Origin of the sequence: Sorangium sp. So ce185 (assembly GCF_051526825.1) — a bacterium.
GTDB lineage: Bacteria > Myxococcota_A > Polyangia > Polyangiales > Polyangiaceae > Sorangium > Sorangium cellulosum_D.
Genome location: NZ_CP150316.1, coordinates 2,831,056 through 2,843,950, shown reverse-complemented (window position 1 = coordinate 2,843,950; position 12,895 = coordinate 2,831,056). Strand labels below are relative to the sequence as shown.

Genomic DNA, 12,895 nt, shown 5'->3' with positions numbered 1-12,895 from the left:
GGCTACATGCCCGCGATGGAGGCTGCTACGTTACGCCGCATGGGAGCTTCGGCAGGCGCGAGTTGCCCGATTTGCCGCAAGTCGGCGGGGCCCAGGCCCGAGAACCCGGTCTTTCCGTTCTGCTCGCCCCAGTGCAAGCTGGTGGATCTCGGCCGCTGGCTCGACGGCAGCTACCGGGTGCCTGGCCCACCCGTCTCCTCGACGAACGACGACGAGGCCCTGGAGTCGAGGGGACGGACGAATGGGTTCGGCGGCAACCTTCAGGAAGAGGACGAATGATCGCTCGCCGCGCGCTTTGCCTGCTCACCGTTCTCGCGTCAGCCGCCGCGGCGTCCACCGCCGCGGCGCAGCCGGGCCAGCCGGCCCTGGGGGCGTCGCCGGGCGACGGCGCGGCCGCGGCCGCGCCGACGAACCCGTACGATCCTTCGATGCAGGCCGGCGGCCTCGCGCCGCCACCTCCGATGACCACGCCCGAGCCGGAGCCCGTGTCGCCCGACGACACGGAGAGGCGCCTCGACGACGCGAAGAAGGAGGACTCGGGCCGCGGGCTCGAGCTCATCTGGCTGAACGTCGAGGGGGGCTACGAGAACGTCGGCCTCCAGACGTTCAACATCGACGAGGAGGAGCTCACGGCCGGGTTCATCTCCAGCTCGGCGAACGGCGGCGTCCTCGGCGCCGGGGCGGGGGTCCGGCTCCTCTACTTCACGCTGGGGGCGCGCGGGCGGGTCGGGTTCTTCGACGACTGGCAGCTCTTCACCCTCGGCGGCGAGGTCGGCCTGCACCTCCCGCTCGGCCGGCTCGACCCGCACGTCGATCTGGGCTTCGGCTACGCCGGGCTCGGGAGCTTCAAGAGCGCGGTGAGGGGCGCGGCCGACGCCATCGCGATCCGCGGCGTCTACGGGAGGATCTCCGGCGGGCTCGACCTCTATCTCTCGCCGGTCTTCTCGATCGGCGCGAACGCGAGCTGGGAGCTCCTGGCGCTGACCAGGCCCGGGCTCTCCACGGCGCAGATCGACCGGATCAAGGGCGAGGCCGCCGCCACGCCGCAGCAGGCCAAGGCCGATCTGCTCGCGGCCGAGGGCTCCAGCGTGGGCTCGGCGCTCGCCTTGACCGCGGTCGCCGGGCTCCACTTCTAGCCGCCGCGCCGCCGGCCCCACCGCCCTGCCGCTCGCGCCATGAACGCCGCCTCCGTGCTCCTCTGGCTCGCCACCGTCGCCGCGCCGGTCGGGGGGCTCACCGCGCTCCTCCTCGCGTCGCAGCGCCTCTACGGCAGGCGCCGGTTCGTGGTGGCGACCGCGGTGCTCGGCGCGCTCGCGTTCGTGCCGGCGCTGCTGCTCGAGAGCTTCCTCCAGCGCTGGCAAGGCCTCGACAAGAACGCCGGCGCGCTCGACGCGGTGACGCTCGTCTACCTGTTCGCCGTCGCGGCGCCGCTGGAGCAGGGACTCAAGGTCGCGGCGGTCACGCCGATCGCCCGGCTGCGCACGGTGGACGAGCCGTTCGACGGGCTCGTCTACGCGGCCGCCGCGGCGCTCGGGTTCGTGTCGGCCCACAACGCCGTGTACCTGTGGGGCCGGCCGCTTTCGTCGATCGACATCGCGCGGGCGCTGCTCGCCGTGCCGGCGCACCTCTCCTTCGCCTCGCTGTGGGGCTACGCGCTGGGCCGCGAGCGCAAGCGGCCGCTGGGCGGGCGCCGCTTCAACGCCGCGTGGCTCGTGGCGATGCTGCTCAACGGCGCCTACGACTACATCGTCTTCGCGTGCCGCCCGGTCGCGCTCTTCCTCGCGGCCCCGGTGCTGCTCGGCCTCGGCGTCGTGGTCTTCCTGGCCGCGCGCGATCTGCTCCGCCGGAGCGCGTCGCCCCGCAGCTCGCAGCGCAAGGAGCGCCGCTTCCTGCCCCACATCGCGCCGCCGTCGCTCGGCACGGTGCGCGAGGCGCTGAGGCGCACGGAGCGGCCGGTGATGCTCACCTGGATCGCCTTCGGCGCGCTCGTGACGGTCGGGGTGATGACGACCACGCTCGCCCTCGCGGTCGCGCTCGGCCACCGCTTCGGCGTCGACTTCGCGGCGGTGGATCGCGGCGACGCGTCGACCGCCGCGGCGGCGCCGCTCCTGCTCCTGGTCGCCGGGGCGATCGCGGCGTTCCCGTTCGCCGGCTACCTGGTCGCCCGGGCCTCGTCGACCGGCAGCCTCCTCGAGCCGGCCGCCTCCGCGGCGCTCGCCATCGTCGGCACGCTTGTGCTGCTCGGCCTCGCGGCGCCCGTCGCGGTCGTGTTCGCGACCGCGCTCGCCCCCATCGCCTTCAGCCTCGCGTGCGCGGGCGCCTGGATCGGCACGACGCGCTGAGGGCGCGGCGCGCCCTCGCGACGGGCGCTACGCGGTCGCCGCCTTCGCCGCCGGCTGGTGCTTCGCCACCTCGTCCTGGAACCTGCGGAGCAGCTCCTGCGCCGCGGGCGAGAGGTTGCGCGGCACCTCGACCTGGACGATCACCTGGAGCGAGCCGCGGCCGCGGCCGTCGATCCGCGGCGCGCCCTTGCCCTTGACCGAGATCACCTCGCCGGGCTGGACGCCCGCCGGGACCTCGACGTCGACCGCCGTGTCGTCCGGCAGGTCGATCTTGACCGTGCTGCCGAGCGCCGCGGCGACGAAGGAGATGGGCACGCGCGTGATGAGGTCGAGGCCGTCGCGCTCGAAGCGCTCGTCGGCGGCGAGATCGACGTCGACGTAGAGATCGCCCGGCGGCGCGCCCTGGGCGCCCGGCATGCCCTGTCCCGGCACCCGCAGCCGCTGGCCGCCGTCGATGCCGGCCGGGAAGTTGACCACGACCTTCCGCGTCTTCTCGACCGCCCCGAACCCCTTGCAGACGGCGCACGGCGTCTTGATGACCGACCCCTCGCCCGAGCACTCGGGGCAGGTCTGGGTGAACATCACGAAGCCGCGCGAGGTCGAGACCTGACCGGCGCCGCCGCACGTGCCGCACGGCTTGCGCTTGGTCCCCGGCTTCGCGCCCGAGCCGGAGCACTCGTCGCACGCGACCGGCGTCCGCAGGACGACCTCGCGCTTGCAGCCGAGCAGGGCGTCGCGCAGCGAGAGCCGCTGCTGAACCCGGATGTCCTGGCCGCGCGCCGGCCCGCGCCGCCGCCGCTGCCCGCCGCCGAAGCCGCCGAAGAACTCGGAGAAGATGTCCTGGAAGTGCGAGAAGATGTCGCTGTCGGCCGCGCCGCCCATCCCCTCGAGGCCGGCGTGGCCGAACTGGTCGTACCGCCTGCGCTTCTCCTCGTCGGAGAGGACCTGGTACGCCTCGGTGGCCTCTTTGAAGCGAGCCTCCGCCGACGCATCGCCGGGGTTCCGGTCCGGGTGGTACTTCAACGCAGCCTGACGATAGGTCTTGCGAATGTCGTCAGGCGTCGCGTCTCGCGCGAGGCCAAGAACTTCGTAGAAGTCGCGCTTTTCACTCATGAATGGTGGACCGCCGCGTCGATCCTGCCCGACAGGGGGCATAGGCGCCGGCAGACCATAAGTCGTCGCCCGCGCCTGTCAACGCGTAATACAGCGTGAACGCCCAGGTGACCCGGGCGTCGCGAGATCTTCCGTGCGGGCCGCGGGGCTGCTACTGGCCGCGCGGGCCGCGGCGCAGCTACTGGCCGCGGCGCTGGAACGCGGGCGTGTCCCAGTCGGAGTCGAGCGGCGGGACGAAGCTCGCGCGGTCGCGCGGGCCGCCGCCCGCCGACTGCACCTGCGGCGCCGGACGGCGGGTGGCCGGGTACGCGACCTCCTCGTGACGGTGCGGCTGGCGCTGCGTCATGGGAGGAACGCTCGGGGCAGAGCGGGCCGACATCGGCCCGGCCGCGGCGGAGAGCGACGCGCCGATGGAGTGCGCGGTCGCGCGGGGCTGCGCGGCGCTCGCGAGCTGCTGGGGCACCTCGGCGACGAGGTGATCGAAGCCGGTGGCGATGACCGTGACCTTGATCATCTCGCCCATGTTCTCGTCGATCGTCGCGCCGAAGATGATGTTCGCGTCCTCGTGCGCCTGCTCCTGCACGAGCGTCGCGGCCTCCTCGATCTCGCGCATCCGCATGTCGGGGCCGCCGACGATGTTGATGAGCACGCCCGTCGCGCCCTCGACGGAGATGTCGTCGAGCAGCGGCGAGCTGACGGCCATCTCGGCGGCGAGGCGAGCGCGGCCCTGCCCCTTCGCGCAGCCGGTGCCCATGAGCGCGCGGCCCATGTTCGACATCACCGTCTTCACGTCCGCGAAGTCGACGTTCACGATCCCGTTCTGCGTGATGAGATCGCTGATGCCCTTGATCGCCTGGTAGAGGACCTCGTCCGCCTTGCGGAACGCCTCGACGAACGAGAGGTCCTCGTCGCCGAGCGTGAGGAGCTTCTGGTTCGGGATCGTGATCAGCGTGTCGACGTGCTCGGCGAGCATGGCGAGGCCGAGCTCGGCGCGGCGCGAGCGCTGCTTGCCCTCGAAGAAGAACGGCTTCGTCACGACGCCGACGGTCAGGCACCCCTCCTCGCGCGCGAGCTGCGCGATGACCGGCGCGGCGCCGGTGCCGGTGCCGCCGCCCATCCCCGCGGTGACGAACACCATGTCCGCGCCCTGGATGCACTCCTTCACCCGGGTCACGTCCTCGAGCGCCGCCTTGCGGCCCTTCTCGGGATCGGCGCCCGCGCCGAGACCGCGCGTGACGCTCGCCCCGATGTGGAGCTTGGTCGGCGCGAGGCTCGCTCCGAGCGCCTGGGCGTCGGTGTTGACGACGATGAACTCCACGCCCTCGAGGCCGAAGTTGATCATCGTGTTGACTGCATTGCCGCCAGAACCGCCACAACCGATGACCTTGATCCGGGCGTCGTACCCGGTGTGCTCGTCGGCAAACTCGATGGAGAAACTCATGAACTCCTCCCGGGGATGTACAGCTAGCCGCTCGGCCCGGCGCCGACCCTCGCGGAGGTCGAGCGGCACGGAACCCTAAGTGCGCGAGGACGTCCTCGCTCCGGACGGCGTTCAGAGGGGCGCCTCTTCCCCTTCGAACACCGCTTTTCAGACCCTCTTGACTTTGCGTTCAAGAGGGCTCGCCAGCGCGTTCTCCGGCCCTCTCAAACCCAATTGTCTAACAACTTTCTCTTGCTACGTCATGCCTAGAATGCTGCTCGCAGCCAGTTCCAGAACCTCCCGCTCGACCTCTTTTCAATCTGCATTTCTTCGATGACCTCCCGGCGCGGCTCGCGCTCTCGGAGCTTCTCGCGGCGGCCCTCCGCGCGGCCGGCGTGAGCGGCCTCGTGCGTCACCGGCGTGAGCGCGCGCGCCTGCGCGAGAGCGTTGGCGCCGTACTGAACGAGGCCCACCCCGGTCGCGTACTGCGGGCCAGCCACGAGCTGCGTGATGCCTCGCACGCCGACCGGCACGCCGAGGCGCACCGGCATACCGAGGATCTCCTCGGCGAACTCGGTCATCCCCTCCATCAGGACGCCCCCGCCGGTGACCACCGCGCCGGCCGAGAGCTGCTCCAGCATGCCGGTGTCCTCGATCCGCTTGCGGATGACCGCGAAGATCTCCTCGACGCGCGGCTCGATGATGTCCGACAGGACGCGGCGCGCCGCCTTGCGCGGCAGGTGCCCGCCCACGCCGGGGACCTCGATCTCCTCCTCGTCGCCGACCATGCGGCCGAGGGCGCAGCCGGCGTTGCGCTTCAGGCGCTCGGCCTCGCCCATCGGCGTGCGCAGCCCGGCCGCGATGTCCGCGGTCACGTTGTTTCCGCCCGCCGGGATCACGCTGGCGTGCGCGATGCCGCCGTCCACGTAGAGGAGCAGATCGGTCGTGCCGCCGCCGATGTCGATGATGGCGACGCCGATCTCCTTCTCGTCCTCGGAGAGCACCGCCTCGGCGCTGGCGAGCGGCTCCAGCACGACGTCGGCCACGGTGAGGCCGCAGCGCTCGGCGCAGCGGACGACGTTCTGGACGCACGAGGTCGCGGCGGTGATGAGGTTCACCTTCACCCCGAGCCGGACGCCGCTCATGCCGACCGGGTCGCGGATGCCGTCCTGGTTGTCGACCGTGAACTCGCGCGGCAGGACGTGCAGGATCTGGCGATCGGCGTCGACCGGGATGGCCCGCGCGCCCTCGAGGACGCGCTCGACGTCGAGCCGGGTGACCTCGCCGCCCGAGACCGCGGCGACGCCGTCGGACTGCTGGCAGCGGATGTGGCTGCCCGCGACGCCGGCGTAGACGGTGCGGATCTCGACGCCCGCCATCGTCTGCGCGGCCTCGATCGCCTCGGCGATCGAGCGCACCGTCCAGTCGATGTTGCTCACCACGCCCTTCCTCAGGCCGCGGCACGGGACGTTGCCCACCCCGAGGATGGTGATCCCATCAGCGTCGATCTCGCCAACGACCGCCGAGACCTTGGTCGTCCCGATGTCGAGGCCGACGACGATCTCAGTAGTCTCCATCCGGCTCTTCATTGCGTGCACCACCTCATGCGGGGACGAGCCCCATGCGCGTGTCAGGCGGGCACGACGCTGCCACGAGCCGAGAGAGCCGGCCAAGTTTTGCTCGGCGATCGCCGGCGCGGAGAGCGGGCGCGACGGCGGTCATCTCATCCTCACCACGACGCGCTCGGGGTGCGCGTCGTTGTCCAGGAAGATCACCGACGCGCTCGCCTTCCGCTGGGCGAGCTCGGTGAGCACCCGCGCCGCCTGGCCGACCTTGTCGCGGTAGGGCGGCTGCCCGAGGTGGAGCGCGATCCCCTCCTTGCCGATGGTGATGACGACCGACCCGTCCCGCTCGACGTGGAGCTCCTGGATCGGATAGCGGCGGGCGACGCCGGCGCGCTCCATGTCCTCGACGACGTCGAGCAGGCGCCGGACCGCGATGATGACGCCGGCGCGATCGCGCGCCACCTGCTCGCCCGTGATCCCCGTGACGATCGGGAGATCGAACGGGTCGTCCTCGGCGAGCTCCTTGAAGAGCTCGCCGTCGCGCGTCGCGAGGTAGAGATCGCCGCCGATCGCGACGAGGGCCTGCGCCTCCCGCTCGACGACGCTGACGTGGACCGTCGAGGGGAGCTTTCGGGTGACCGTCGCCTTCTCGATCCAGGGATCGGTGGAGATCGAGGCGCTGGCGAGCTCGAGGTCGAGCGTGAAGATGTTCTTGCCGACCTCGATGCCGCCGGAGCTCGCGACCTGCTCGGCGGAGCGGCGCACAGCGCCGTCGACGAGCACCGTGCGCACGGCGAAGCGGGGGCTCGACACGATGTAGCGGCGCGCGCCCCACGCGACCGCGGTCGACGCGATGAGCACGACGGCGGCGCCCGCGAGCAGCTGGAGCGCGCGGAGGTGGCGCGAGATCGGCCGCGCCGGGCGCGCCTCCGCGGGCGAGCCGCTGTTCGACGGCGGGCGCGGCGGGCGCACGGAGACGCTCGTCGCGGGCGGGGGCGGCGACTCGTGCGACGACGGGGTCGCCGGCCGGACGCGCTCGTTCTTCGGCGCCGGCGCGGCGGCCACGGGCTCCGGCTTCGAGCCGCGCGCGGGCGCCGCCCGGCCAGGCGGCGCGGGGGGCGCCGTCGACGCGCGACGGCGGTTCGGCGGCGGGGCGCTCGGGCGCTCGGTCATGGGCTGCCCTCCTGCGGCGCCCTCGCCTCAAGGCGCGCCTTGAGCTCCCGCACGCAGGCGTTCACGTCGCCGGCGCCGAGCGCGATGACCACGTCGCCCGGCCGGACGATCTGCTCGAGCGCCTCCGCGAGGTCGGCCTTGTCCGCGACGTAGCGCGCGTCGTGGTGGCCGTGCTCCCGGATCGACTGGACGAGGCGCTCGGCGGTGACGCCGGGGATCGGCGCCTCGCCCGCGGGGTAGATGTCCGTGACGAGCAGCACGTCGGCCTGGTTGAAGGCGCGCGTGAACTCGTCGAAGAGGTCGCGCGTGCGGGTGTGCCGGTGCGGCTGGAAGGCCACGACGACGCGGTGGTCCTCGCCGGGGAACGCGCGCCGTGCCGCGTCGACGGTGGCGCGGATCTCGGCCGGGTGGTGGCCGTAGTCGTCGATCAGCGTGACGCCGCCGATCGACCCGACGACGGTGAAGCGGCGCGCGACGCCGCCGAACGTGGCGAGCGCCTGCTTGGTGACGTCGAGCGGCACCTCGAGCTCGTCCGCGACCGCGATCGTGGCGAGGCAGTTCAGGACGTTGTGCGCGCCGGGCATCTTCACCGTGAACCCGCCGAGCGGCTCGCCCCGGCGGTACGCGTTGAAGCTCGTCTCCAGGCCGCGGAACTGGATGCCGCGCGCCGAGTAGTCCGACTGCGGGGAGACGCCGTACGTGACGTGGCGGCGCGGGATGCGCGGGAGCAGATCCTGGACGTGCGGGTGGTCGAGGCAGAGCACGGCCAGCCCGTAGAACGGCACGCGCGCGGCGAACTCGACGAAGGCGTCCTTGATGCGCTCGTGCGTGCCGTAGTGATCGAGGTGCTCGGGGTCGATGTTGGTGACGACCGCGATCGTCGGGGTGAGCCGCAGGAACGAGCCGTCGCTCTCGTCGGCCTCGGCGACGAGCAGGTCGCCGGCGCCGAGCCGCGCGTTCGTGCCGAGCGCCGCCATCTTGCCGCCGACGACGACGGTGGGATCGAGGCCGGCGGCGCGCAGGACCGTGGCGACGAGGGAGGTCGTGGTGGTCTTGCCGTGCGAGCCCGCGATGGCGACGCCGTACTTCACGCGCATCAGCTCGGCGAGCATCTCCGCGCGGCCGATCGCCGGGATCCCGAGCGCGCGCGCCTCGGTGAGCTCGGGGTTTTCGGGCCGGATGGCGCTCGAGTACACGACGACGTCGACGCCGCGGACGTTCTCGGCGCGGTGGCCGATGTCGATCCGGACGCCGAGCGACGTGAGCCGCCGCGTGGTCGAGCTCTCCTTGAGGTCCGAGCCGGAGACCTCGAACTCGAGCGAGCGCAGGATCTCGGCGAGGCCGCTCATCCCGACGCCCCCGATGCCGACGAAGTGAACGTGGCGAACCCGACCGCGGAACATCAGCCTGCCTCCTCCCGACCGAGGGCAGCACCGAGCGGCGCGGCCTCTTCCATCACAGCGCCGCGCTGCGCCTCCCCGCCGCGCGCCGCGCGGCCGAAGAGGGCCGGGAGGCGCAGCGCGCGGTGGCGCGGAGCTCGCGCGAGCTCGAGCAGATCGGCGGCGACGCGCGCCGCAGCGTCCGGCGTGGCGAAGGCCGCCGCGGCGTCCGCCATGCGGGCGCGCAGCGCGGGCGCGGCCGCGAGCCGGGCGATCTCGCCGGCGAGGCGCGCCTCGGTGGCGTCGGCCTGGGCGATCGCCACCGCGGCGGAGGCTCGCTCGAGGGACTGCGCGTTCTTCAGCTGGTGATCGTCGGCCGCGAACGGGTACGGGATCAGGATCGACGGGCGCCCGACGGCGCAGAGCTCGGCCAGCGTCGAGGCGCCGGCGCGGGCGATCACGACGTCGGCCGCGGCGAGCGCCTCGGCCACGTCGTCGATGAACGGGACGACGCGCGCGCGCTCCGCGAGGCCGAGCTCGGCGTAGAGCGACCGGACCGCGGCCTCGCGGTCCCTGCCCGTCTGGTGCACGACCTCGAGATCGACGCCGCGCTCGCGGCCCTGCGCGATCGCGCGCGGGACGACGTCGTTCAGGGCGAGCGCGCCCTGGCTGCCGCCGAGCACGAGCAGGCGGAGCTTGCCCTCGCGCGGCGCGTACGGCGCGCGGGCGAAGGCGCGCCGGAGCGGGACGCCGAAGAGGCGCACGGTGCTCGGGCGCAGCGCGCGCGCCGCCTCAGGGAAGGCGACGTACGCGCGATCGACGATGGGCGAGAGGAGCCGGTTCGAGAGCCCGAGGACGCTGTTCGGCTCCAGGATCGCGACCGGCACGCCGAGCGAGCGCGCCGCGAGGGAGACCGGGCCGCCGGCGTACCCGCCGAGCGAGAGGACGACGCGGGCGTCGAGCCGCTCGACGAGGCGCCTCGCCTCCGGGAGGACGCGGCCCGCGCGGGCGGCGCCGCGCACGAAGCCGGAGAGCCCGCTCCCGCGGAGCGGCAGGACGTGGAGCAGCTCGAGGGTGTCGCCGCGCTCGCCCATGACGCGCACCTCGATGCCGCGCGCGGTGCCGACGTAGACGACGCGCGCGTCGCGCGCCGCGGCGCGGACCGCGTCGCCGACGGCGACCATCGGGAAGACGTGGCCGCCGGTGCCGCCTCCGGCGATCAGGACGGTCACCACGCGCCGCCCCCTTCGGCCGAGGTGGCGATCACGGCGGACGCGCTCGGCGCGTTCGGGACGGGCGAAGCGCCCGCCGCGCCGCCCCGAGCGGTGGCCACCGGGGTCCGCGCGCGGCTGATGCTGAGCAGGATGCCCGCGGCCGCGGCGTTCACGAGCAGCGACGATCCGCCGTAGCTGAGGAACGGCAGCGTGAGCCCCTTCGTCGGGAGGATCGCCATCGCGACGGCGAGGTTCGTCATCGCCTGCACGCCGAAGAGCGTCGCGATGCCGAACGCCATGAAGCTGCCGTAGTCGTCGTCGGCCTCGAGGGCGATCTTCACGCCCCGCGAGACGATGACGAGGTACGCCGCGCACAGGCCGACGATGCCGACGAAGCCGAGCTCCTCGCCCACGATCGCGGACACGAAATCGGTGTGCGCCTCCGGCAGGTAGAGCACCTGCAGCCCCCGCCCGAGCCCGAGGCCGAAGACCCCGCCGGAGCCGAAGCTCATGACCGACTGGAACGGCTGGTACGCCAGGTCGGCGCGGTTGTTGTCCATGTCGATCCACGCGAGGTAGCGCGCGTAGCGGTAGCCGCTGAAGCGCACGAGCGCGGCGGCGGCGAGCGCCATCAGCATGGAGAACGCGGCGATGTACGGGACGCGCGCGCCCGCGACGAACAGCAGCGTGAAGGTCAGGAAGAGCAGCACGACCGCGCTGCCGAAGTCGGGCTGCTTGAGGCAGAGGAGCATCAGGAGCCCGACCACGATGAGGTGCGGGAGGAAGCCGACGGAGAACGATTTGATGCGGTCGGCCTTCTTGGAGAGCGAGTAGGCGAGCCAGACGACGATCCCGAGCTTCGCCACCTCGGCCGGCTGCACGTTGATCGGGCCGAGCGCGAGCCACCGGTACGCGTTGCCCGCCTTGTGGCCGAGCCCCGCCACGCAGGCGACGAGCATCGCGGTCACGGCGATGAGCACCGGGTACGTGAGGACCTTGATCCGGCGGTAATCGATGCGGCTCGTGATCCACATCGTGGCGATCGCGAGGACCGCGTAGACGGCCTGGCGCTTGAGGAAGAACTGCGCGTCCTTGTAGCGCACGGTCGCCTCGACGGCGCTCGCGCTGTAGACCATCACCACGCCGAACCCGATGAGCGCGGTGACGACGGCCGCGAGCAGGGCGTCGACCGGCCCCGAGGGGCTCGACCCCTTCCAGAAGGCCTCGGCGGCCGCGAGGGCCGCGCCGGGCGCCGCCTTGTCCTGCTCCGAGGGACCGATGTGCCGGTTCTTGGGCGCGCCTTCGCCCGCGCCGAGCTTGCCGCTCCACATCACGACGCCACCTCCCCGGCGGCTCGCTCCAGCGCGCGGACCGCGCGGACGAAGGCGTCGCCGCGGTCCTTGTAGTCGCGGAACATGTCGAAGCTGGAGCACGCGGGGCTGAGCAGCACCGCGTCGCCCGGCCGGGCGAGCGAGCGCGCGGCGCGGACCGCCTCGTCCATCGAGCCCGCCCGCGCGATCGGCAGGGCGCCCTCCGCCGCGGCGGCGATGCGGTCGGCGGCCTCGCCGAGGACGACGAGGGCGCGCCCCCGGTCGCGCAGCGCGGCCACGAGCGGCGCGTAATCGCCGAGCTTGTCGCGCCCGCCCGCGATCAGCACCGCCTTCGCCTCGCGCAGGCCGGAGAGCGCGGCGACCGAGGCACCGACGTTGGTCCCCTTCGAGTCGTCGTAGTAGCGGACCCCGTCGACGTCGGCGACGAGCACGGTCCGGTGCGGGAGCCCCTCGAAGCGCGCGAGCGCGTCGGCGATCGCCGCCGGAGGGGCGCCGAGCGCGGCGGCCAGCGCGACGGAGGCGCAGGCGTTCGCGAGGTTGTGCGCGCCCGTGAGGCGGACGCGCTCCAGCGGGTAGCTCGCGCCGGCGACGCGATCGACGATCGCGCCGCCCGAGGCGCTCACGTCGGCGCGGGCTTCGCGCGCGCTGAACGTCACCGCGCGGGCGCGCCCGCGCGCCGCCTGGCGGGCGACGAGGTCGTCGCCGAAGGGCACGACCGCGACGTCCTCCGGCGTCATCCGCTCGAACGGGTTGCCCTTCGCGTCCGCGTACGCCGCGAAGCTCGGGTACCGATCGAGGTGATCGTCCGTGATGTTCAGCAGGGCGTGCGCGCGGGCGTGCAGGGTCGGGACGCGCTCCGCCTGGAAGCTCGAGATCTCGAGGACGAGGGCGTCCCACGCCTCCCCGACGGCCTCGGCGAGCGGGGTCCCGAAGTTGCCGCCGACGAAGGTGCGGAGGCCGGCGCTCTCGAGCATCGCACCCGTGAGCGCCGTCGTCGTGCTCTTGCCGTTGGTCCCGCCGACGAGCACGATCGGCGCCGACACGAAGCGCGACGCGAGCTCGAGCTCGCCGATGACCTCGCGCCCGGAGCGCTCGACGGCGTCGAGCGCGGGGAACGACGGCACGCCCGGCGAGACGACCACGAGGTCGGCGCCGTCGAACAGCGCCGGATCGTGCCCGCCCGGCGCGAGGACGGCGCCCTCCGCCTCGAGGGACGCGGCCGCGGCGGAGAGCCGCTCGCGCGGCGCCCCGTCGTTCGCGATCACGCGCGCGCCGCGCGTGAGGAGGAGGCGCGCGGCCGCGACGCCGCTCCGCCCGAGCCCGACGACGATCACTGTTCGCCCGCGGACGTCCATCAT

11 protein-coding genes are annotated in these 12,895 nt (G+C 73.3%); 3 read left to right on the top strand and 8 right to left on the bottom strand.

What is annotated here, in order from left to right:
- The first annotated feature begins 39 nt into the window (after positions 1-39).
- The 3 genes from WMF26_RS10550 to WMF26_RS10540 are packed head-to-tail and all read left to right on the top strand — an operon-like array spanning position 40 to position 2,342.
- Positions 40-279: a DNA gyrase inhibitor YacG gene (locus WMF26_RS10550; protein ID WP_438000211.1), complete on the top strand. Its 240-nt coding sequence runs from the start codon at positions 40-42 to the stop codon at positions 277-279.
- On the top strand, positions 276-1,136 hold the full coding sequence (locus WMF26_RS10545) for a hypothetical protein (RefSeq protein WP_061622223.1): 861 nt from the start codon (positions 276-278) through the stop codon (positions 1,134-1,136). Before WMF26_RS10550 ends, WMF26_RS10545 begins: the two co-directional genes overlap by 4 nt.
- A 39-nt stretch (positions 1,137-1,175) precedes the next feature.
- Entirely contained in the window at positions 1,176-2,342 is a 1,167-nt protein-coding gene (locus WMF26_RS10540; RefSeq protein WP_438000210.1) for a PrsW family intramembrane metalloprotease, read from the top strand.
- 27 nt (positions 2,343-2,369) lie between these two features.
- Here WMF26_RS10540 and dnaJ read toward each other — a convergent pair whose 3' ends face one another.
- The 8 genes from dnaJ to murD form a co-directional block, all read right to left on the bottom strand.
- The gene (dnaJ, locus tag WMF26_RS10535; RefSeq protein WP_438000209.1) at positions 2,370-3,455 is read right to left on the bottom strand and encodes a molecular chaperone DnaJ; all 1,086 of its coding nucleotides are present in this window, start codon (positions 3,453-3,455) and stop codon (positions 2,370-2,372) included.
- Between the two features lie 178 nt (positions 3,456-3,633).
- Complete coding sequence (gene ftsZ, locus WMF26_RS10530; RefSeq protein ID WP_437945969.1) at positions 3,634-4,896, bottom strand: cell division protein FtsZ; 1,263 nt, start codon at positions 4,894-4,896, stop codon at positions 3,634-3,636.
- A 245-nt stretch (positions 4,897-5,141) separates the two neighbouring features.
- On the bottom strand, positions 5,142-6,464 hold the full coding sequence (gene ftsA, locus WMF26_RS10525; RefSeq protein WP_061622219.1) for a cell division protein FtsA: 1,323 nt from the start codon (positions 6,462-6,464) through the stop codon (positions 5,142-5,144).
- Between the two features lie 129 nt (positions 6,465-6,593).
- Positions 6,594-7,613: a cell division protein FtsQ/DivIB gene (locus WMF26_RS10520; protein ID WP_438000208.1), complete on the bottom strand. Its 1,020-nt coding sequence runs from the start codon at positions 7,611-7,613 to the stop codon at positions 6,594-6,596.
- Entirely contained in the window at positions 7,610-9,016 is a 1,407-nt protein-coding gene (gene murC / locus WMF26_RS10515; protein WP_437945966.1) for a UDP-N-acetylmuramate--L-alanine ligase, read from the bottom strand. Before murC ends, WMF26_RS10520 begins: the two co-directional genes overlap by 4 nt.
- Positions 9,016-10,227, bottom strand: a complete 1,212-nt coding sequence (gene murG / locus WMF26_RS10510) for an undecaprenyldiphospho-muramoylpentapeptide beta-N-acetylglucosaminyltransferase (protein ID WP_438000207.1) — start codon at positions 10,225-10,227, stop codon at positions 9,016-9,018. Before murG ends, murC begins: the two co-directional genes overlap by 1 nt.
- A complete protein-coding gene (gene ftsW / locus WMF26_RS10505) occupies positions 10,221-11,537 on the bottom strand; it encodes a putative lipid II flippase FtsW (protein WP_437945964.1) in 1,317 nt (438 codons plus the stop codon). The genes murG and ftsW overlap by 7 nt, the downstream gene beginning before the upstream one ends.
- Positions 11,537-12,895, bottom strand: coding sequence for a UDP-N-acetylmuramoyl-L-alanine--D-glutamate ligase (gene murD / locus WMF26_RS10500; protein ID WP_438000206.1), 1,359 nt, complete (start codon positions 12,893-12,895; stop codon positions 11,537-11,539). The genes ftsW and murD overlap by 1 nt, the downstream gene beginning before the upstream one ends.